Origin of the sequence: Nocardia sp. NPDC058705, from assembly GCF_042749305.1 — a bacterium.
In the GTDB taxonomy this organism is placed as follows: Bacteria; Actinomycetota; Actinomycetes; order Mycobacteriales; family Mycobacteriaceae; genus Nocardia.
In genome coordinates, this window is the sequence record NZ_JBHYRN010000020.1 from 87,811 (window position 1) to 108,375 (window position 20,565).

The 20,565-nt window shown below is 66.3% G+C and carries 21 protein-coding genes, 1 pseudogene and 1 riboswitch; of the genes and pseudogenes, 12 read left to right on the forward strand and 10 right to left on the reverse strand.

Annotation, left to right across the window (positions count from 1 at the left end; genetic code table 11):
* Nucleotides 1-7: 7 nt before the first annotated feature.
* Nucleotides 8-829 carry a hypothetical protein gene (locus tag ACFW6D_RS21970; RefSeq protein WP_379330870.1) on the forward strand — a complete coding sequence of 274 codons (822 nt, stop codon included), beginning with the start codon at nt 8-10 and terminating at the stop codon, nt 827-829.
* 170 nt (nt 830-999) lie between these two features.
* Nucleotides 1,000-1,296, forward strand: a complete 297-nt coding sequence (locus tag ACFW6D_RS21975) for a hypothetical protein (protein WP_379330872.1) — start codon at nt 1,000-1,002, stop codon at nt 1,294-1,296.
* Between the two features lie 34 nt (nt 1,297-1,330).
* Here the strand turns inward: ACFW6D_RS21975 and ACFW6D_RS21980 are convergent, their stop codons facing one another.
* The 3 genes from ACFW6D_RS21980 to ACFW6D_RS21990 form a co-directional block, all read right to left on the reverse strand.
* Nucleotides 1,331-2,149: an alpha/beta fold hydrolase gene (locus ACFW6D_RS21980; RefSeq protein ID WP_379330874.1), complete on the reverse strand. Its 819-nt coding sequence runs from the start codon at nt 2,147-2,149 to the stop codon at nt 1,331-1,333.
* A 139-nt stretch (nt 2,150-2,288) separates the two neighbouring features.
* Entirely contained in the window at nt 2,289-2,852 is a 564-nt protein-coding gene (locus ACFW6D_RS21985; protein WP_379330876.1) for a methylated-DNA--[protein]-cysteine S-methyltransferase, read from the reverse strand.
* Nucleotides 2,853-2,889: 37 nt separating this feature from the next.
* Complete coding sequence (locus ACFW6D_RS21990) at nt 2,890-3,147, reverse strand: hypothetical protein (RefSeq protein WP_379330878.1); 258 nt, start codon at nt 3,145-3,147, stop codon at nt 2,890-2,892.
* A 62-nt stretch (nt 3,148-3,209) separates the two neighbouring features.
* On the opposite strand from ACFW6D_RS21990, the gene ACFW6D_RS21995 reads away from it, so the two are divergent.
* Nucleotides 3,210-4,709 carry a PLP-dependent aminotransferase family protein gene (locus ACFW6D_RS21995; protein ID WP_379330880.1) on the forward strand — a complete coding sequence of 500 codons (1,500 nt, stop codon included), beginning with the start codon at nt 3,210-3,212 and terminating at the stop codon, nt 4,707-4,709.
* Here ACFW6D_RS21995 and ACFW6D_RS22000 read toward each other — a convergent pair.
* Complete coding sequence (locus ACFW6D_RS22000; protein WP_379330882.1) at nt 4,696-5,067, reverse strand: hypothetical protein; 372 nt, start codon at nt 5,065-5,067, stop codon at nt 4,696-4,698. The two genes, ACFW6D_RS21995 and ACFW6D_RS22000, sit on opposite strands and share 14 nt — an antisense overlap.
* 78 nt (nt 5,068-5,145) lie before the next feature.
* Entirely contained in the window at nt 5,146-6,243 is a 1,098-nt protein-coding gene (locus tag ACFW6D_RS22005; protein WP_379330884.1) for a CaiB/BaiF CoA transferase family protein, read from the reverse strand.
* Between the two features lie 138 nt (nt 6,244-6,381).
* Here ACFW6D_RS22005 and ACFW6D_RS22010 point away from each other — a divergent pair, with 138 nt between their 5' ends.
* Nucleotides 6,382-6,864: a DUF456 domain-containing protein gene (locus ACFW6D_RS22010; RefSeq protein WP_379330886.1), complete on the forward strand. Its 483-nt coding sequence runs from the start codon at nt 6,382-6,384 to the stop codon at nt 6,862-6,864.
* A 42-nt stretch (nt 6,865-6,906) separates the two neighbouring features.
* Here the strand turns inward: ACFW6D_RS22010 and ACFW6D_RS22015 are convergent, their stop codons facing one another.
* Both ACFW6D_RS22015 and ACFW6D_RS22020 read right to left on the reverse strand, forming a co-directional pair.
* The gene (locus ACFW6D_RS22015) at nt 6,907-7,761 is read right to left on the reverse strand and encodes an amidohydrolase family protein (protein WP_379330888.1); all 855 of its coding nucleotides are present in this window, start codon (nt 7,759-7,761) and stop codon (nt 6,907-6,909) included.
* Nucleotides 7,762-7,797: 36 nt separating this feature from the next.
* Nucleotides 7,798-9,186, reverse strand: coding sequence for an FAD-dependent oxidoreductase (locus tag ACFW6D_RS22020; RefSeq protein WP_379330890.1), 1,389 nt, complete (start codon nt 9,184-9,186; stop codon nt 7,798-7,800).
* A gap of 190 nt (nt 9,187-9,376) precedes the next feature.
* Between ACFW6D_RS22020 and ACFW6D_RS22025 the strand changes: the two genes are divergently transcribed.
* The 4 genes and pseudogenes from ACFW6D_RS22025 to ACFW6D_RS22040 all read left to right on the forward strand — a co-directional run.
* On the forward strand, nt 9,377-9,835 hold the full coding sequence (locus ACFW6D_RS22025) for a hypothetical protein (RefSeq protein ID WP_379330892.1): 459 nt from the start codon (nt 9,377-9,379) through the stop codon (nt 9,833-9,835).
* Nucleotides 9,836-9,880: 45 nt separating this feature from the next.
* Nucleotides 9,881-9,999: riboswitch (SAM riboswitch) on the forward strand.
* A 17-nt stretch (nt 10,000-10,016) separates the two neighbouring features.
* Complete coding sequence (locus ACFW6D_RS22030) at nt 10,017-10,433, forward strand: rhodanese-like domain-containing protein (RefSeq protein ID WP_379330894.1); 417 nt, start codon at nt 10,017-10,019, stop codon at nt 10,431-10,433.
* Nucleotides 10,434-10,443: 10 nt separating this feature from the next.
* Nucleotides 10,444-11,652: an O-succinylhomoserine sulfhydrylase gene (locus tag ACFW6D_RS22035; RefSeq protein WP_379330896.1), complete on the forward strand. Its 1,209-nt coding sequence runs from the start codon at nt 10,444-10,446 to the stop codon at nt 11,650-11,652.
* Between the two features lie 1,373 nt (nt 11,653-13,025).
* Nucleotides 13,026-13,895, forward strand: a pseudogene (locus ACFW6D_RS22040) (N-6 DNA methylase); the annotation flags it as partial.
* A gap of 832 nt (nt 13,896-14,727) precedes the next feature.
* Here ACFW6D_RS22040 and fgd read toward each other — a convergent pair.
* Entirely contained in the window at nt 14,728-15,738 is a 1,011-nt protein-coding gene (fgd, locus tag ACFW6D_RS22045; RefSeq protein WP_379232686.1) for a glucose-6-phosphate dehydrogenase (coenzyme-F420), read from the reverse strand.
* A 158-nt stretch (nt 15,739-15,896) separates the two neighbouring features.
* Between fgd and ACFW6D_RS22050 the strand changes: the two genes are divergently transcribed.
* The 4 genes from ACFW6D_RS22050 to ACFW6D_RS22065 all read left to right on the forward strand — a co-directional run bounded on the left by ACFW6D_RS22050 (nt 15,897) and on the right by ACFW6D_RS22065 (nt 19,280).
* Nucleotides 15,897-16,655, forward strand: coding sequence for an HAD-IIA family hydrolase (locus tag ACFW6D_RS22050; protein WP_379232880.1), 759 nt, complete (start codon nt 15,897-15,899; stop codon nt 16,653-16,655).
* A 148-nt stretch (nt 16,656-16,803) separates the two neighbouring features.
* Nucleotides 16,804-17,892 carry an LLM class flavin-dependent oxidoreductase gene (locus ACFW6D_RS22055; protein ID WP_379330897.1) on the forward strand — a complete coding sequence of 363 codons (1,089 nt, stop codon included), beginning with the start codon at nt 16,804-16,806 and terminating at the stop codon, nt 17,890-17,892.
* Between the two features lie 154 nt (nt 17,893-18,046).
* Nucleotides 18,047-18,682, forward strand: coding sequence for an FMN reductase (locus ACFW6D_RS22060; RefSeq protein WP_379330899.1), 636 nt, complete (start codon nt 18,047-18,049; stop codon nt 18,680-18,682).
* Between the two features lie 49 nt (nt 18,683-18,731).
* Nucleotides 18,732-19,280: a YceI family protein gene (locus ACFW6D_RS22065; protein WP_379232692.1), complete on the forward strand. Its 549-nt coding sequence runs from the start codon at nt 18,732-18,734 to the stop codon at nt 19,278-19,280.
* Nucleotides 19,281-19,402: 122 nt separating this feature from the next.
* Here the strand turns inward: ACFW6D_RS22065 and ACFW6D_RS22070 are convergent, their stop codons facing one another.
* Together ACFW6D_RS22070 and ACFW6D_RS22075 are read right to left on the reverse strand one after the other, a co-directional pair.
* Nucleotides 19,403-19,852: a MarR family winged helix-turn-helix transcriptional regulator gene (locus tag ACFW6D_RS22070; protein WP_379232693.1), complete on the reverse strand. Its 450-nt coding sequence runs from the start codon at nt 19,850-19,852 to the stop codon at nt 19,403-19,405.
* A complete protein-coding gene (locus tag ACFW6D_RS22075) occupies nt 19,849-20,481 on the reverse strand; it encodes a DJ-1/PfpI family protein (RefSeq protein ID WP_379232695.1) in 633 nt (210 codons plus the stop codon). Before ACFW6D_RS22075 ends, ACFW6D_RS22070 begins: the two co-directional genes overlap by 4 nt.
* Nucleotides 20,482-20,565 lie beyond the last annotated feature (84 nt).

Here is a 20,565-nt window from a genome sequence, read left to right on the forward strand (position 1 = left end):
ACTCCCGATGGCGTTGGCGATCGCCTGCGCCGGCGTGGCCATCGCGGTCCCGCAGCCGGGTGTCACCCAGCCGCCGGTGCAGCCCGGTGTCACCACCGAGCAGCCCGCCGACGACGGCGACCGCTCGGACCTGGCCAAATTCGACGGCCCCGACACCCTCGGCTACCTGAAGCCCGAACAGACCCGCCCGGTGCCGGAGTACACCGCTCCGGCCCCGCCGATCGTCATCGAGGAACTCCACCTCCCCGAGCCTGTCGAACCTGTCGCCCCGATCGCCCCGCCCGAACGGACCCTGCGCGTCGGTGACTTCACCAGGCCGGTCCCCGACGAGGTCCCTAACGACCTCCTCGACGGCGTCAACACCAACGCCGCCAATGTCGAAGCCGCCATCGCCACCCAGGGCCGCTCGGTCGGCATCAACCCGAGTCGCTCCGACAAGATCGCCGCCGCGACCGTCGGCGGCGCGCTGGCCGGTGCCGCGATCGCGGGTGTCCCGGCCGCTGCCGTTGGCGCGGTCGGCGGCGGGCTCGCCGGAGCGGCAGTCGGTGCTGGTATCGGCTTCGCTGTCGGCGCTGTCGGCACTGCGGGCGCCACCGCGATCCTTGCCGGAGCCGCATCCATCCCCACTGCGGGCGCTGCGGCGCTGCCGGTGATCGCCGGCGGTTTCGCCGCCGCCTTCCCGATCGCTGCCGCCAGCACAGGCGCGGGTGCGGCTATCGGTGCGGCCGCCGGCGCAGCGGCCGGTGCTGCCGTTCTCGGCATTCCCGCGGCAGCCGCGGGCGCGGTCGCTGGTGGCGTGCTCGGCAGCGGCTACGGCGCCACCATCTGATGCGGCCCGCCTGGTCGGTCTTCGACCCGGCATAATCGCCCACTTCGTCCCCGTGGAATCAGAATTCTGACTGAAACGAGCCGAAGTGGGCGATTACGCCTGTGGTCGGGCGCCAATGGCTCCCTCGGCGCACGCCGGAGTAGCGTCGAAGCGGTTTCGGATGGAGGTGGATGATGTCAGGACGTGGCGGCTTCGCCATAGCGGCCTTGCTAGCGCTGGCCGTTCTCCCCGGGTGCACCGCGCCGGACGCACCGCCACCGTCGACCACCGCTGCCCCGACGACTTCGGTATTGCCGCCCGCGCAGACCCTCGTCCCCACGCAACAGCGCAACGAGCGGATCCGCGGAATGCTCTACACCGCCGGGTGCACCAGCAACGGCTGCGTGCAGGCCTACTTCGCCTGTCTCGACGGCTACCTCACCGGCGAGCCGTGCCAATTCTTCCGCGATCACCCGCCGCCACCGTGAGTTCGTCGCCCGAGGTGGCTACCGTGTCGGTCGATTATCTTGTGCGAGTGAGGAATTCACCGACTGCGGGGGCGAGGATCGAGACCTTCGGGTTGTGGCTCACGCCGGGCAGCTCGGCGAACTCCGCGTTCGGCAGGACCGCGGCCGCCGCCTTCGACCCCTTGGTGAGCAGCGGAGCCGTCCGCTCGCCCGCGAGCACGAGTACCGGAACCTCGACACCCTGCCAGTCGGCCGGGTTCAGCGTCTTGCCCTGCATGTACGGCTTCATGACCGCCCAGTCGTGCGCGGTCGAATTCGACGTTGCCAGAAGCGTTTTCCAGAACGGTGTCACCCGCATGGCCGCCACCATGAGCAACGGCATCCCCATCGCCTTGGTCATGTAATACCGAACGGTCTTGCCGCGCTTGCCCTCCGCGATCATCGGGTGCAGCTTGGCCGCCAGATCCTTCGGCGGCACATGGCCTTTCGCGTCGACCACGAACGGCGGTTCGAACGCCACCACCTCGGTCACGCCGTCCACCGACTGCGCGGCCAACAGCGCGAGCGTGGCACCGGAGGACCACCCGAACAGCGCCGCCTTCCCCCCCGCGGCCTCGACCAGCGCCGCGATATCGGCGATCTCGTTGGCCACGTCGTACACGCCGGGCGTATCAGTACTGTCCCCGCGCCCACGCCGGTCGTAATTGAGCACCGTCAGCCCGAAGTCGTCGGCCAGCGTCTGCGCGAGCTCGACCATCGTCGGGAACTCGCGGTAACTGAACGCCCCGCCGATCAGAATGACGGTCCCGGCGGTCCCCGCGCCGACCTGGTCGTAAGCGATCGTGGTGCCGTCGGCCGACGTCACAGTCTGCATGGGTGATTCCTCTCGATAAGCCGCCGTGCACGACGGTACGCGATTGCCGCGATCGCAGGTCCGCACGGGTTTCGCGCCTTCCTCGAACTCGACAAGTTCCCTCGGGCCCAGGTCTGGCCGAAAGTCGCGGAGAGGCGGGCTAGAACAACATCGGCTCACCGAACCCCGGCGTCCGCTCGATCTCCAACAGTCGCGCCTTCGTGCCGATCCCGCCCGGCGCCGAGAACCCGTGCAGCGCGTGATCGGCCGCGAGCACCCGGTGGCACGGGATGATGAGCGGAATCGGGTTGCGCCCCAATGCTTGTCCGACCGCCTGTGCCGATCCGGGCGCGCCGACCTGACTGGCGATATCGCCGTAGCTGAGGGTGTGACCTGGGTCGATCTCCCGCGTGACCGCGTACACCGCGCGATGGAACTCCGGCACCCCGCGCAGATCCACCTCGATCCAGCGCAGTGCGTCGAGCGCCCCGTCGAGGTGCGCGCGAATCCCCGCGATCGCCTCGACGATCACCGGTCCCGGTGCACTCTCCGGTACCGGGACCCCATCGAACGGCCGGGTGATCCGCGCGAGGGTCTCCTCCTCGCTGGCCTCCGGTAACTGGAACCGGACAACGGCGTCACCGTGCCAGGCGATCGCGCACAGCCCGATGGCGGTGTCGAACAGTGCCGAGACCACCGTCTCGGTCTGCGTCGAATCACTCATGCAAACAGTGTGCGCCGACCCACCGACAAAGACACGCTCACGCGGCGAGCGAGCCTGGCTGCGTGTCGGTGGGTCCATTCTGCAGGCCAGTTTCGGGTAACTGGACTGCATCGAGCTCACGGGCGCGCATGGCGTCGAGATCCCGGTAGAGCCGCTCCTCGTCGTAGGTGCCGAATGCCCGGTCATGCGGCAGATATTGGAACGGCCAGAACGGCAGTTCGCCCTTCTTGGGTGCGAAGTGATAGACCGCCAACCCGACGGCAACGGCAACAGCGAGAGCGAGGAAAGTGGTCATGTCAGTAAGAATCCACCCACTGGTCTTGCTCGGAAATATCCACTTAGGTAATACTGGACTTTATGGCGACAAGAGTGATCGGCGCGGCAGGCTTGGCTCGCGACCTCGGCCGGTGGCGTGACCCCGAATCCGACGGCGATGCCGAACGCCGCCCGCACCGCCCCGCCTATCTGGCCTTGGCCGAAGCCATCCGCCTGCTGATCCACGACGGTCGCGCCCCGCTCGGCGTCGCCCTGCCCAGTGAACGCGATCTCGCGGCCACCCTCGGCGTCAGCCGCACCACCATCACCTCCACCTACTCGCTGCTGCGCGAACACGGCTACCTGATCAGCCGCCAGGGATCCCGCAGCACCGTCGCGCTGCCGCCCGCGATCCAGCACGACGGCGCCAAGCCGACCCGCGGCATCATGGCCCTGATGGCACAGCCGGAACTGCCGACCATCGACATGACCTACGCCGCGATGCCCGCCGCGCCGGAACTGCACGACGCGTATTCCATTGCCATGCAAGGTATTCCGTCCTATCTCGGCACCCACGGCATGGACCCGATCGGCATCCTCGCGCTGCGCGAAGCGCTGGCCCGCCGCTACACCGCCCGCGGTCTGCCGACCGAGCCGGAGCAGATCTTGGTGACTCTCGGTGCGCAACACGGACTTCGGCTGCTGCTCAACGTGCTCGCCTCACCCGGCGCCCGCGTGCTGATCGAGCACCCCTCCTACCCGAACGCCATCGAAGCCATCCGCGACGTCGGCGCCCGCCCCATCCCCATCCCGCTGCGCCCCGAATTCCCCGACGCCGGTTGGGATCTCGAAGGCCTGCGCAGCACGGCGCGGCAAACCGCCGCCACCCTGGCCTATCTCGTCCCCGACTTCAACAACCCCACCGGCCTGCTGCTCAACGCCGAGGGGCGCGAGGAACTGGCCGCCATCGCCCGCGACACCAGAATGACCGTCGTCGTCGACGAGTCGATGGGCGAACTCAACCTGTCGGACGGCCAGATGCCCCCGCCGGTCGCCGCGTTCGCGAAGGGTTCGGAGATCGTCACCATCGGCTCGGCCTCGAAGTCGTTCTGGGGTGGCCTGCGCGTCGGCTGGATTCGCACCAATCAGCCCCTGATCACCAAGCTGCTCGGCATCCGCTCCACCGTCGACCTCGGCACCCCTGTGATGGATCAGCTCGCCACGGTCCACCTGCTCGAGAACGCCGAACCCATCCTCGAACGCCGCCGCCAGCAGCTACGCACCCAGCGCACCGCCCTGCTCGACGCCGTCGCCGAAGAGCTCCCCGGCTGGCACATCACCGTCGGCGCGGGCGGCATGTCGGTCTGGGCCCAGCTCCCGAGCCCGGTCTCCACCGCACTCGCCGCCACCGCCCCCAATCACGGCGTATTACTCGCTGCCGGAACACGTTTCGGCGTCCAGGGCGCCTTCGAACGTTTCGTCCGGCTGCCCTACACCCATCCCGAAGCCGACCTGCGCATCGCCGTCAAATCCATCGCCGCGGCCTACGACGCCCTCACACCCCGCGCCGTCGACCCGCTGCAGCCGCTCACCTGCTACTGAACGCGCACGGATTGTGTCCGGTGGTGGCCGGTTCGTGGCGCACGGTTTCGTACCCCGCCCCGAACATGAACAGCACCGATGTCACCAACCCCACCGCGGTCAACGGCACCGCGACGGCGCCACGCTCGGACGGATAGCGGAACAACAGCACCAGCAAGCACAGCAGCGAGATCGCGGCGGCCAGTAGTAGCCCGGTCGCGAGCCCGTTCAGCACGGTCACCATCACCGGCACCGGTGCCTCACTGCGGCAATGTGTTTCGGCGATCTCGGCTTCGCGGGTGTCGAACAATGCCTCGGCGAGAATGAAACACAGCAGCGCCGCGCCGAAGGTGGCGACCGCGATGACGGCGGCCGGCACCTTCGGTGGCGTCCTGACGGTTCGGATTCTCCGGTGGTCGTCGATGGTGAAAAACCTTACCGACGAACACCCGGCAAATCAGTCAGCCCAGACCGTTTCGATCGGTGTCGCGACGTTCGGCGGGGGAGTGGGCGTGCCGCCCTGCGTGCGCGAGAAGCGCGGCGCGGGTGCGTGCTGAACCACCCCGTCGATCTCGATCAGGCCGGTACGGGCCACGATGTGCGGGTTCTCGGTGGCCTCGGTGAAGGTGAGCACCGGCGTGGTGCAGGCGTCGGTGCCGTCGAAGATGGCGGTCCACTCGTCGCGGGTCTTGGTCAGGAACTTGTCGGTGAACAGCTTGCGCAGCTGATCCTGACCGCTGGGATCGAGCTGCTGCGGCAGACCCTCCTCGGGAATCTCCAGCCCGGCCAGCAGTTGCTCGTAGAACTGCGGCTCGATCGCCCCGACTGCCATGTACTTGCCGTCGGAGGTCTCGTAGGTGTCGTAGAACGCCATGCCGGTATCCAGGAGGTTCTCGCCGCGCTCGTCGGACCACAGGCCCACCCCGCGCATGCCCCAGACGAAGTGCGAAAGGGCAAGTGCCCCATCGACCATCGCCGCGTCGATCACCTGTCCCTGCCCGGAATTCTGCCGCTCCACCAGTGCGGCGAGGATGCCCATCACCAGGAACATCGAGCCGCCACCGAAGTCGCCCACCATGTTCAGCGGCGGCACCGGCCGCTCACCCTTGCGGCCGATCGCGTTGAGCACACCGGTCAGCGAGATGTAGTTGATGTCGTGACCGGCGCGATCGGCCATCGGACCGTACTGGCCCCACCCGGTCATCCGGCCGTAGACCAGGCGCGGGTTGCGGGCCAGCGCCTCGTCGGGGCCAAGACCCATCCGCTCGGTGACGCCGGGCCGGAAGCCTTCCAGCAGCACGTCGGCTTTCTCGACCAGATCGAGGATCTTGGCGACGTCGGCCGGGTCCTTCAGGTTCGCTTCGACGATGGTGCGTCCACGCCACTGCGGGCGCTCGATGAAGCCGGGCAGCTGCCGGTGCCGTTGCACGCGCACCACGTCGGCGCCGAGGTCGGCCAGCAGCAGCGCGGCGTGCGGACCTGGGCCGATGCCCGCCAACTCGATGACCTTGATGCCCGCGAGGGGCCCCTGCTTGGCGGTGGACTCCGTGCTCACGCGGTGACCTCTGTTCGTCATCAAAGAAAAATGTACGGTTATTGACATTCCGACAATAGCGCCGGAGTGGCGGCTCGGGTAGAGCATGGGCGAGAATTCGGTGAGCGCGACTCGGCGTGGCAACGGGAGGACCCGGTAGTGAGCGTGTGGGGTGAGGTCGTTGTCGGCCTCGTCATTCTGGTCGGCCTCGTCGGCGTGATCGTTCCGATTCTGCCGGGGGTGATCCTCATCTTCGCGGCGATCGCGGTGTGGGCGTTCATGACCGGCGGCGCGACGGCCTGGACGGTGCTGGCGATCGCGACGGTCGCGCTGGTGCTCTCCGGCGTCGTGAAATACACCTGGCCCGGCAAGCGGATGCGCGAAGCGGGGGTGTCGAACCGTGCGCTGCTGGTCGGCGCGCTGCTGGGCATCGTCGGGTTCTTCGTGATCCCGATCGTCGGGTTGTTCATCGGTTTCGTGCTCGGCGTGTACCTGGCCGAGCTGTACCGCCTGAAGACCAACGACCTGGCCTGGCCTGCGACGATGCACGCACTCAAAGGCGTTGGCCTGTCGATGCTGGTCGAGCTGTTCGGCGCGCTGATCGCCTCCGGTGTCTGGCTCACCGGCGTGTTCATCAGCTGAATATCTGGCGCCGCGGGTTCCGGCTTGTTCCCCTCGCCGAACTTATCTGTCGATGACCGGTAGCGGACGCGTGTGGTCGTCCGCGCCGGGCAGTTCGTCGCGCGGGATCGGGATGGTCGGATTCTCCGCGCGCGGCAGCGGCACGGGTTCCGGGCGATGGACCGGGGGCAGCCGGTAGAACTCGCGGGCGTTGTCCTCGAGCACCTTGTGCATGTCCGAACCGACCACCTGCGAGATCAGATCCACATCACGGTCCTCGAACGGCCGCCCGGCGCGCGTGCCGGGCAGATCGCTGCCGAACATCAGCGCACCCGGATTGACCGTGTGGATGCGCCGCAACGTCTCGGCCACATCCATCTCCACCCGCCCGAACCCGGTCGCCTTCACCCTCGCACCCCGATCCACCAGGTCGAGCAGGTACGGCAAACCCTCCTCGGACATGCCGAGATGGTCGATCGAGAGCGCAGGCAGCTTCGAGATCACCGGTTGCAGCGAGGCCAGCATCTGACCGTCGATGTAGAGCTCCACATGCCAGCCCGCCAACTCGTGCGCGCGCAAGGCCTGCAGGGTCATCTCGGTGATGTCGGCGGCGGCGCGCTTGAGATTGAACCGCAGCGCCCGCACACCGGCCTGGTTCAGCTCGAGGATCTCGTCGTCGCCCGCATCGAGGTCGAGCCGGGTCACCCCGACCCAGTCGGGACCGAGCGCGGACAGTGCTGCCTTCAGATACGTCTGATCCACACCTTGGAAAGACGCACTGACGACAGCACCGCCGCGAACATCGAAGTGCGCCATACGCTTTCGATAATCATCGATCACGTACGGCTCGGGGAGATAGCCTTCGTTCTCGATCAGCGGAAACCGCGGATCGATGACGTGGACGTGGGCATCGAACACAGCTAAAGAATGCCCTATCTCGAGTGCGGCGGCAGCTCAGGCCTTGTTCGGTTCGGACGCGCGGAGCATGTCCTCGCGCTCGACGACCTTTACGCGCTCACGGCCTTCGGGCTCGCCGAGGGCGCGCTCGTGGGCGTCGAGGCGGTACCAGCCTGCCCACGTGGTGAACGGGATGCCCTTGCCCTCGAGGAACTCGGTGACGGCGTCCAGCTCGGGCTTGGGCGCGGGGGCGAAGGCCTTGGCGTCGTCGAGCAGGCAGGCGATGGTCTCGTTGGCGTCGCCCTTGGTGTGGCCGATGAGGCCGACGGGGCCGCGCTTGATCCAGCCGGTCACGTAGGTGGCGGGCATGAAGCGGGCGTCGCCTTCGGCGGTGTCGTCGGCGATCACGCGGCCGGCCTCGTTGGGTACGGTGCCTGCCTGATCGTCGAACGGCAGCTGGGTGACGTTCTGCGAGAGGTAGCCGACGGCGCGGTACACAGCCTGGATGTCCCAGTCGGTGAAGTTGCCGGTGCCCTTGACGTTGCCGGTCCCGTCGAGCTGGGTGCGCTCGGTCCGCAAACCCACGACCTTGCCGTCTTCACCGAGGACCTCGGCCGGGGACTCGAAAAAGTGCAGGAACAGCTTGTGCGGGCGATCGCCGTGATCGCGAATGGCCCACTGCTCCAAGGTGTTGGCGACCATGTCGACCTGCTTGGAGTTACGACGCGCGGCTTCGGAGCCTTCGTCGTAGTCGATGTCTTCAGGGTTGACGATGACCTCGATCGTCGGCGAGTGATCCAGCTCGCGCAGCTCCAAAGGCGTGAACTTGGCCTGTGCGGGGCCGCGACGTCCGAAGACGTGGACCTCGAGGGCCTTGTTGTTCTTGAGTCCTTCGTAGACGTTCGGCGGGATCTCGGTCGCCAGCAGCTCGTCACCGGTCTTGGCCAACACCCGGGCCACGTCGAGGGCGACGTTGCCGACACCGAGGACCGCGACCTTCTCAGCCTCGAGGGGCCAGGAACGGGGGACGTCGGGGTGGCCGTCGTACCAGGACACGAAGTCGGCGGCACCGTAGGAACCATCGAGCTCGATCCCGGGGATACCCAGGGCGCGGTCGGCGTTGGCGCCGGTGGAGAAGATGACCGCGTCGTAGAACTGGCGCAGGTCGTCGAGGGTGATGTCGGTGCCGTAGTCGATGTTGCCGAGCAGGCGGACCTGGTCTTTGTCGAGGACCTTGTGCAGGGCGGTGATGATGCCCTTGATCCGCGGGTGGTCGGGGGCGACGCCGTAGCGGATCAGGCCGAAGGGCGCGGGCATGCGCTCGTAGAGGTCGATGCTGACCTCGGCATCGGACTTCATCAGGGCGTCGGCGGCGTAGATACCGGCCGGTCCCGCGCCCACGATCGCAATGCGAAGCGGGCGAGTAGCTGCACTCTGTTCGGTCATGTCTACGCGCACCCTTTGGTCGAGAACTGATTTGACGGCGTCAACTTAGCTTAGGCTAAGTCGAATATCCGACTTACTGGCAGCTGCCATCGACGTCGGCAGCAGCCGCAATCAACGCGATTCTAGCTGCGGCATTGCGGCCACCCGGCGTGCGGTGTAGCCGCCCGCGCGGGTCTGCGAGGATTACAGCATGAACGAGGAGCAAACAGGCTCGGATGACCAGCCCGTAGTGGTGGATCAGACCGACAAGCGTTCCATCGTCCCGTTCGTCGCGGCAGCGGTGGTGGCGATCATCGTGCTCATCGGCATCGTGCTGGGCGGACTGCTCTCGCCCGCTGAGAAAAATGTCACAGAGGCCGACCGGCTCGCGGCCGCCGTCACCAACTATATCGACGCCCGCTCGCGCAGCGACCTGCGTCCGCCGACGGGTGTGGCCTGCGAAGGCTTCAACGAGGAGAGCTCCGGCCTTTCCGAACAGCTCGGTGGCCCGAAATCCACGGTCACGATCGACGGTAAGGGTTTCGAGAACGCCACCGTCAACGGCGACCGCGCCAAAATCGACGCGACCGTCGTGGTCAACGGCAACCCCGCGACCACCAACTGGAAACTGACCCGCGCCGACGGCGCGTGGCTGGTGTGCACCTTCTGAATCGTTTGACACGATGACCGGTGCCGAGGCAATCTCAGATCGCAAGGTCATGAGTGCCAGCGTCAAGCCCCGGCTCGCTGGTCGGCAACCCTCCTCCGCGGTGGGGTGCTCCGGGTGACGACCTGGCCGTGTGTTCCGGAGTTCCGGCACGGCAAGAGCGGATTCACGCAGGAGGATCGACATGACTTACGCCGGCGACATCACCCCTGAGAAGGCGTGGGAGCTGCTCACCGAGCACCCCGGCGCCGTGCTGGTCGACGTGCGCACCGAAGGCGAGTGGGCACACATCGGCATCCCCGACACCAGCTCCATCGAACGCCCCGCCCATTTCATCGAATGGGTCGACGGCACCGGCACCCGCAACCCCGACTTCGGCGTGCAGCTCGAGCAGGCCCTCGCGGGTCGCCCCGACGACGCCCCGGTCGTGTTCCTGTGTCGCTCCGGCCAGCGTTCCGCGCACGCGGCGAACCTGGCGACGGCGGCGGGCGTGGCACCGTCCTACAACGTGCTCGACGGTTTCGAGGGTGGTCCCGACGCGTTCGGTCAGCGCGGCAGCACCGGCTGGCGCGCCGTCGGCCTGCCGTGGCGTCAGGCATAAGGAGAAAAGCATGATCACCGGTGGTTCGTTCGACAAGCCACTGCCCGAGGGTGTCGGTCCCGGCACGCTCGGTGTGCGTGGCGGCCTGCGCCGTTCCGGCTACGACGAGACGTCCGAGGCCCTGTATCTGACCTCGGGTTTCGTCTACGAGAGCGCCGAAGCCGCCGAGGCCGCCTTCACCGGCGACATCGAGCACTTCGTCTACTCCCGCTTCGGCAACCCGACCGTGGCGATGTTCGAGGAGCGCATCCGCCTGCTCGACGGCGCCGAAGCCGCCTTCGCGACGGCATCCGGCATGTCCGCGGTGTTCACGGCGCTCGGCGCATTGCTGAAGGCGGGCGACCGTCTCGTCGCGGCTCGCAGCCTGTTCGGCTCGTGCTTCGTGGTGTGCAACGAGATCCTCCCGCGCTGGGGCATCGAAACCGTCTTCGTCGACGGCGACGACCTCGACCAGTGGGAACAGGCCCTGTCGGTCCCCACCCAGGCCGTCTTCTTCGAGACCCCCGCCAACCCGATGCAGACCCTCGTCGATGTCCGCAAGGTCACCGAGCTGGCCCACGCCGCGGGCGCAAAGGTGGTGCTGGACAACGTCTTCGCCACCCCGTTGCTGCAGCGCGGCTTCGAACTCGGCGCCGACGTGGTCGTCTACTCCGGCACCAAACACATCGACGGCCAGGGCCGCGTCCTCGGCGGCGCCATCCTCGGCGCCAAGGACTACATCGACGGCCCCGTGAAAACCCTGATGCGCCACACCGGCCCAGCCCTGAGCCCCTTCAACGCCTGGACCTTGCTCAAGGGCCTGGAAACCATGCCGCTGCGGGTGCGCCACTCCACCGAATCGGCCCTGCAAGTGGCCAAGTTCCTGGAGATCAACGATTCGGTCGACTGGGTGAAATACCCCTTCCTGGAATCACATCCACAGCACGCCCTCGCCAAGGAACAGATGTCCGGCGGCGGCACAGTCGTCACCTTCGCCCTCAACGGCGACGACGGCAAAAAACGAGCCTTCGAGGTCCTGAACCGCCTCCGCATCATCGACATCTCCAACAACCTCGGCGACGCCAAAACCATGATCACCCACCCCGCCACCACCACCCACCGAGCCATGGGCCCGGAGGGACGCGCGTCAATCGGCTTGTCCGACGGGGTCGTTCGCATCTCGGTAGGCCTCGAAGACCTCGAAGACCTCCTCGGCGACCTCGACCACGCCCTGAGCTGAACGGCTCGCGAACAACCTCCTGACCTGCGCGTGGAGCCACCGCGGTCGCCCAGGAGTGCCGGGCCCGCCGCAGCGGGGGGCGGGGTTCACAGTCGGTTCGGTCGGTGCAGCCGTATCGACTTCACAAAAATGAGTATGCGTTCGTACTTGCGCGGACTGTGACCGGAGACCTACGCTGGTCCCAACAGGCGGGCGACCACGGATGTACTTGCATCGCAATGCTTTTGGATAGCGCCTGGCGGGCAAAAGCAATGCCCCGAGCGGCATGCATCTGAGATACCAGATGCAGAGGCGGACTCGGGGCTTACCGAACCAGGCTAGCACCCTGACTGGTGGGATGCCGCGCCGCTCGATCAGCTGGGTAAACGGGCGGTCGGCCAAGCGCGGACGAAGGTCAAGCGACCGTCGTGCTGCGCTGACGACGTGGTAGCGCAGCTGACATTCGGCTTCTGGGTATCGCTGTTGAGTGCGGCAAACGACCGTACGATGTGGGTGCCTTGTTTGCACAAGGCTTTTCCGCACTATCGCGGACCACGCAAAGTTCTGCATCGAGAACTCGAAACGATTCGTCTGTTCAGGAATCGCATCATGCATCATGAGCCGATTCATCATCGGCACCTGGAAGCAGACCACCGAACGATACACAGGGTGATCGGCTATATCTCCGCTGACATCGCCACTCACCTGGTTGCTCGCGATACGGTCCCTACAGTCTTGGCATCTCGACCGGTCAGGGCCACGGTTCGATGAGCAGGCCGCCAGGCGTGCTGCTGCCGAGTGAATTAGCCGAGCGGATCGGCGTGACGATCAGTGCCGTGAGCAACTGGCGTACCCGGCATGCGAACTTTCCTTCTCCGATCGTCGCCGGTGGACAGGAATTGTTCGCCATAACCGAACTTGTGCAATGGCTGGGTCGTCGATCTATTCCGCGCAACCGGTTACGACCACACGAGGCGGTCGGCACGACCTACGGTGACCGCCTGGCCATCACGACCCGAACGTCCTCGGTGACGCCTGCGCCGAGTCCGTCGGCGGTCCGGCGGTCCGGCGGTCCTACCCCAAGCCTCGCCACGCAGTTGTGGGTGGTCGCCGACCGGCTTCGCGGGGCGTACCCCATGGACATCGTGCAAGAGTTGGTCATCTCGCTGATCTTTCTCCGGACGCGGCAGTCGGGTGTTTGGCACACGATTACTCAGTCCGAGAACTGGGCCGATACTTGCTCTGTGCTGGCCGAGGCGGCGATCGACTTCGACGGTCGGCAGGCGGTGATTCCTGTGTTTCTGCGGCTGGACCCAGCTGCCGATCATGGCTTGTCCGACGTAGTTCGAGCCATTGATCGGATACCGCTCGGGTTCGATGCCGATGATTCGGGCATGTCTGCGTTTCTGGAGGACACCGGCCGCCGGATGGGCCGTCACGGTGGGAGATACACACCGACCGGCATCGCCGACTGCTTGATCGGATTGCTTGATCCGTCACCGGGGAGTTCGCTCTACGACCCGGTCTGTGGGGCCGGTGAGTTGCTGGTCGCTGCAGCGCGTCACGGCTCGCCGACGCAGGCGCGGAGCTACCAACTCCACGGAGGGGTGCAGACCCTGTGGAATCTTGTTGCGGCACAGACGAATCTATCGGTACACGGAGCCGACGCGGAGCTTCGTACGACAGGCCTGCACTCGGACGGCTTCGTGGGGGTGACGTTCGACGGCATCCTTACCAATCCTCCATATGGCAAGGCCGCGCTCCCTACCAGCACCGCCGCATGGAGCTTCGGCGACCCAGGTCGAAGCTTGGAGCTGGCGTGGTTACAGCACGCCTACGGCAAGCTGTCCCCGGAGGGGCGAGCGGCCGTAGTACTTCCGGTCACCGTGGCGTTTCAGGGTGGGACAGTCGGCGAGATCCGTGAGCGCATGGTCGAGTTCGGCGCTGTGGAGTGCGTAATCAGCCTGCCGCCAGCAGTTTTCGCCGACACGGCTGTGCAAACCATGATCTGGGTGATCTGTGGTGAGGCACTGAGTCGGAAGCGTTCGCCGACGGTCATGACAATCGATGCCAGCGGTCTCGGCGAGCCGGATCGACGGCGCCCGGAACTCTCCACCGACCGGGTTGGGCAGATAGTAGCGACCTACCAGCGGTGGCGCGGAAGCGAATGGCAGTCAGATGTAGACCAGCCGGGATTCGCCGGTGTCGTGGGTTCGGAGCGATTGAGGGAGCTCCAATACGATCTCAGTCCGCGCCTGCATTGCGGAACGACTGCGGTTCTCGACCGTATCGAGACGGCGCGAACGGTGGAGAACATGGCGAGCCGGTTCCGTACTGATCGAGAAAAGGTCACTGCGGCGGATGAGCGGATCGAAGCCGTACTCACCGATGTGGCCGAGCTCGCGAAACAACGTGGACGTTTCGTAGAGCTGGGTTCGATCTGTGAGGTACTGCAGGGCCCAGCATGGGCACGTGCCACCGGTGACAAGGTTGAAGGTGGGGTCACGCTGGTCCAGGCACGCAATATCCGCGATGGCCGAGTCGGCGATCTCGATCTCGGTCGATTGGACCTGGACGTACCGCATGACCTGGATCGATACGCAGTGCACGACGGTGACATCGTGACGGCACGAGCGGGCACGTTGGGCCGGTTCGGTCTGGTCGGGCACGGTCAGGCTGGTCGAATACTCGGCTCGAGTTGTCTCCGGTTGCGCCCCACCGGGGAAGTCCAGCCGCTGTACCTTCTGCACTTTCTCCAGTCGGCTGGTGCACAGGCCTGGATCGCGGCGAACTCCACGGGGGCCACGATCCCGGCCATCAACACGCAGCGTTTGCGTTCGATGCCGGTTCTCCTGCCGACCGAGTCAGATCAGAATGCCGTCGCTGGTGTTCTGGATCTGATCGCGCGTACCGCTGTGGCGCATTCCCAGTTAGGTGCCCTACTCGACGGACTCAGAGCGGAGTTGGGAACTCTGTTGGCATTTCCGGTCCGCGACGCGGATGTGTGATCGCTGCGTGTTGTTTTGCGCGGATTGACCGGCAGGTCCGCCACGCCCCAGAAGTTCGGGACGGATCCTGCGCGGGTCGTCAGTCGTATTACCCCAGCGCGCGCAGGCGGGGGGCCAGGTCTCGCTTGAACAGGTCGAGGAAGCGGAGCTGGTCGTGGCCGGGGGCGTGGAAGACGAGGTGGTTGAGGCCTGCGTCGAGGTAGGGCTTGATCTTGGCGACGGCTTCGTCGGGGTCGCTGGCGACGATCCAGCGCTTGGCGACCTGTTCGATCGGGAGGGCGTCGGCGGCCTTCTCCATTTCGATCGGGTCGGTGATGTCGTGCTTCTGTTCGGGGGTCAGCGACAGCGGGGCCCAGAAGCGGGTGTTTTGAAGGGCCAGTTCGGGATCGGTGTCGTAGGAGATCTTGATCTCGATCATCTTGTCGATGTCGGCGACATTGCGTTCGGCCTTCGCGGCACCCTCGGCGACGGCGGGGAGCAGTTTCTCGGTGTAGAGATCCATGCCCTTGCCCGAGGTGCAGATGAAACCGTCGCCCGCGCGGCCCGCGTATCGGGCGACGACGGGGCCGCCGGCCGCGATGTAGACGGGGATTCCGCCCTTGGGAACGTCATAGATCGAGGCGCCGACGGTGTGGTAGTACTCGCCGTCGAAGTCGACGCGGTCGCCGGTCCACAGTTCGCGCATCATTTTCACGGCTTCACGCAGGCGCGCGAAACGCTCTTTGAAATCGGGCCATTCGCCTTTGTAACCGGTGGCGATTTCGTTCAGCGCCTCACCGGTACCGACCCCGAGCATCACCCGGTTCGGGTACAAGCAGCCCAGCGTCGCGAAGGCCTGCGCGATCACGGCCGGGTTGTAGCGGAAGGTGGGGGTGAGCACCGAGGTGCCGAGCTGGATCCGCTCGGTGCGCTCGCCGACCGCCGCGAGCCAGGCCAGCGAGAACGGCGCGTGGCCACCGTCGTGGCGCCACGGCTGGAAGTGATCGCTCACAGTCGCGCTGTCGAGACCGTGCTGCTCGGCGGCGACGCCGAGTTCGACCAGCTCTCGCGGCCCGAACTGCTCTGCCGATGCCTTGTACCCGAGCTTGAGATCGACCATTCCAGCCACTCCTGTCATCCGTTGACCCCTGCCACACGACCCTAGCGCGCAGTCCGCCCTCCGCGCCCATGCCGTTTCGTCACCCATCACATCGCGTTTTAGCGGACAATTAACTGGTGACCGCAAAAGATGAGCAGATCCTGTCGTACCTGACCGACATGGACGGCGTCCTGGTGCACGAGGATCAGCTGATCCCCGGCGCCGACGAGTTCCTCGCCGAACTGCGCGCCAACGAGATCCCGTTCCTCGTGCTCACCAACAACTCCATCCGCACCCCGCGCGACCTGCAGGCCCGCCTGCGCCACACCGGCCTCGACATCCCCGAGGAGTCGATCTGGACCTCGGCCCTGGCCACGGCGACCTTCCTCGACGACCAGCGCCCCAACGGCACCGCCTACGTGGTCGGCGAATCCGGCCTCACCACCGCGCTGCACGAGATCGGCTACGTCCTCACCGACAGCGACCCCGATTACGTGGTCCTCGGCGAAACCCGCACCTACTCCTTCGAGGCCATCACCACCGCGATCCGCCTGGTCGACAAGGGCGCCAAGTTCATCGCCACCAACCCCGACGCCACCGGCCCGTCCCGCGACGGCGTCCTGCCCGCCACCGGTTCGGTCGCCGCCCTGATCACCCGCGCCACCGGCAAGGAGCCGTACTACGTCGGCAAGCCGAACCCGCTCATGATGCGTTCGGCCCTGCGCCGGATCGGCGCGCACTCCCAGTCGACGGTGATGATCGGCGACCGCATGGACACCGACGTGATCGCCGGACTGGAAGCGGGCCTGCGCACAGTGCTGGTGACCTCGGGCATCTCGTCGAAGGCCTCGGTGGAGGCCTACCCCTTCCGCCCGACCGCGGTGGTCGGCTCGGTCGCGGACCTGATCGGCCGCACCCGCCACCCCTTCGCCGACTGAGCACCGGACAGGTGATCACCAGGCTCTGAGGGTCTTCTCTCTCGGGCGATGTCGCCAGGAAAGCCTGGTGATCGTGTGTCCAAGTAGGTATCGGAATAGTTCGCCGGCCTTCTTGGTTATAGTTGCCATGGCAACCAAAGGAGGGTCCGTGCAGTTCGGAATCTTCAGCGTCGGCGATGTGACCGCCGACCCAACCACCGGCCGCACCCCTACCGAGGGGGAGCGGATCAAGGCGATGGTCGCGATCGCGCAGAAGGCCGAGGAGGTGGGCCTTGATGTGTTCGCGATGGGCGAGCACCACAATCGCCCCTTCGTACCGTCCTCGCCGACCACGATGCTCGGCTATATCGCAGGCCGCACCGACAACATCATGCTGTCCACCTCGACCACGCTGATCACCACGAACGACCCGGTCAAGATCGCCGAGGACTTCGCGATGCTGCAGCACCTGGCCGACGGCCGGGTCGACCTGATGCTCGGGCGCGGCAACACCGGCCCGGTCTACCCGTGGTTCGGCAAGGACATTCGCGACGGCATTCCCCTCGCCATCGAGAACTACGCACTGCTGCACCGACTTTGGCGCGAAGACGTCGTTGACTGGGAAGGCAAGTTCCGTACGCCACTGCAGTCGTTCACCTCGACCCCGCGTCCGCTCGACGATGTGCCGCCGTTCGTCTGGCACGGCTCGATCCGTAGCCCGGAGATCGCCGAGCAGGCCGCGTACTACGGCGACGGCTTCTTCGCCAACCACATCTTCTGGCCCACAGACCATTTCAAGCGACTGATCGACCTGTACCGCCGCCGCTACGAGCACTACGGCCACGGCAGCGCCGACCAGGCGATCGTGGGATTGGGCGGACAAGTGTTCCTGCGCAAGAACTCTCAGGATGCCGTCCGCGAATTCCGACCCTACTTCGACAACGCGCCCGTTTACGGGCACGGCCCGTCGCTGGAGGACTTCACCGAGCAGACCCCGCTCACCGTGGGCAGCCCGCAGCAGGTCATCGAGAAGACGCTCACCTTCCGTGAGCACTTCGGTGACTACCAGCGCCAGCTGTTCCTGATCGACCACGCCGGCCTGCCGCTGAAGACGGTGCTCGAACAGCTCGACCTGCTCGGCGAAGAGGTCATCCCGGTGCTGCGCAAGGAATTCGCTGCCCGCCGCCCCGCACACGTTCCGGATGCCCCGACACACGCCTCGCTGCTCGCCAAGCACGTGGCGGAGGTAGGCGCATGACATCCACGCAGAGACGCCCGGCGCACCACGGAGGTGGGCGCGTGACATCCACACAGCGCCGCGCACTTCGCCGCCAGGTCCGTGACGGCGGTGGGCGCGTGACAACCACACAGCACCGCGTACTCGATGCCCGACACACAAAGGAGGTGACCGCATGACAACCCGTATCGCAGTGGTGTCGGCTGGGCTTTCGCAGCCTTCGTCGACCCGACTGCTGGCCGATCGCCTGGCCGCCGCGACAGCCGGCGACCTGCGCGCCAAAGGCGCCGAGGTCGAAGTGGACTTCGTAGACCTGCGCGATCACGCCCGCGATCTCGCCGACAACCTGCTCACCGGTTTCCCCGCCCCGACACTGCGGTCGGCGATCGACAAGGTCGTCACCGCCGACGGCCTGATCGCCGTCACACCGATCTTCAGCGCCTCCTACAGCGGCCTGTTCAAGACCTTTTTCGATGTGCTGGAACCGGATTCGCTCGCAGGCATGCCGGTACTGACCGGGGCAACCGGCGGCACCGAACGCCACTCCCTTGCGCTCGAACACGCCGTCCGCCCACTTTTTGCCTACCTGCGCTCGATCGTCGTCCCCACCGCCGTCTACGCGGCATCGACCGACTGGGGCGCGAACAGCGCCGACCAGGCACTGAACAACCGAATAGACCGCGCCGCAAAAGAATTCGCCGGTCTACTGCTCGGCACCAGGGCGAGCCGCCCGGCCGACCCCTACGCCGAAATGTCTTCCTTCGAGGATCTGCTCGCCGCGAACCGACCCTCCGAAACCGAGTCGGTCTGATCCCCGACTCACCCCTCCGCTCAACCCACCGAACACAAGGAGCTCGCTCATGACCACCGCCATCGCCAAGGGACTCACCGCAGGCACCTGGGCCATCGACCCCACCCACTCCACCGTCGGCTTCTCGGTTCGTCACCTCATGGTGAGCAAGGTCCGCGGCCGCTTCACCGACTTCGACGGCGCCCTGGTGATCGCCGAGGACGGCACCGCCACTGCCGCTGCCGAAATCCGCGTCGACTCCCTCACCACCGACAACGCCCAGCGCGACGCCCACCTGCGCACCGCCGACTTCTTCCACGCCGAAGATTTCCCGCTGATGACCTTCAAGTCCACCGCCTTCCGCGGCGAGGGCACCGAATTCGTCGTCGACGGCGAATTCACCGTGCGCGGCAACACCAAGCAGGTCTCCCTCGACGTCGAATTCCTCGGCGTCAGCCCCGGCATGGGCAACGGCCCCGTCGCCGGCTTCGAAGCCAAAACCGTCGTCTCCCGCCGCGACTTCGGCCTCGACATCGACATGCCGCTGCCCGACGGCGGCGCCGTCATCGGCGACAAGATCACCCTCACCCTCGAAATCGAGGCCGCTCTCCAGAGCTGACGCCGACCCCGCGTCGACGCCCTCATCGCCCATCCGGTGGTGGGGGCGTCGCGGTGTTCGCCGGCCGAGTCGAGCGGAACCGTCACCGATTTCGACCAATGGTGCGCCGCAATGACTTTCAGTCAGTCCTCGTCGGCAATGATCGTGTCGAGGGTGGTCGCGAGGCGGGTGAGAGTCTCGACTGTTGCGGCGAACTCGGTGGGGCCGAGGGCCTTGGCCAGGCGGTGTGCCATGGCCGCGTGCTGGGGGTTGATGCGGCTGATTGCGGCCTCGCCCGCCGCTGTCATCGCGACCAGTTTGGCCCGTTTGTGGGCCGGGTTGGGGCGGTATTCGCACATGCCCTTGCCGACCAGCAGGTCCGCGATCCGCTGCACGCTCTGGCGGGTGATACCCATGGCGCGGGCGATCCCGGCGACCGGCTGTGGCTGGTTTTGGATGGCGGCCATCACCTGCCACCAGGCCACCGAGATTCCGGCCGGTGCGGACAATCCGTCACCGATGGTGAGGAACTGGCCGTTGAGTCGGAAGACGGTAAGCGCGGCGGCGTCGAGTAAGTCCTGGTCGGAGTTCAAGCGACGTGGCTCCCTTCGTATTCGGCCAGCACGGCGTACCCGGCCGGGTCCTTCTGTGCATACAGCTTGTACCAGGCCTCGAGTACGTGCGGTTCGTACAGGTCAAGGCGCGCGAAGATCTCTCTGGCGAATTCGAACGGCGACATACCGTCGGCGGTGATCACGTCACGGTCGGTGACCGCAGGTGTCTCGACGTAGCGGTCCGAACCCGAATAGCCGCTGTAGGACAGGAATTCCGCCGCATTGCTGGTGTGCGCGCGGTCATCGAGCAAGCCGGCTCCGGCCAGTCCGAAGGTGGCGCCGCAGATCGCGGCCACCGGCACCCCGGCCGCGACGAACTCTTTTGCCTTGTGCGCGAACGAGATCAGCTCCCCGCTTATCCACAGATCCGCGCCGGGCAGGATCAGCATCGCGCTGTCGGCCGGATCGAGATCGGCGACGGCGAGGTCGGGCGTCACGCGCAGCCGCCCCATGGTGGTGATCGGTTCTGTGGTGAGGCCGACCGTCTTGACCTCGAACGTTCCGGGCTCCCGGTGCCAGTTGCCATTGGCGATATGCGCCGTCGCGGCCCCCACTTCCCAGTCGGCGAGGGTGTCGTAAACGGCTACGTGGACTGTTTTCGTCGTCATGACAGTATGTTGTCATATTTGACAGAATGCTGTCAATAAGAATTTTGCTACCGGCTTACAGCCGACCCTCCGTACGCTGACGGC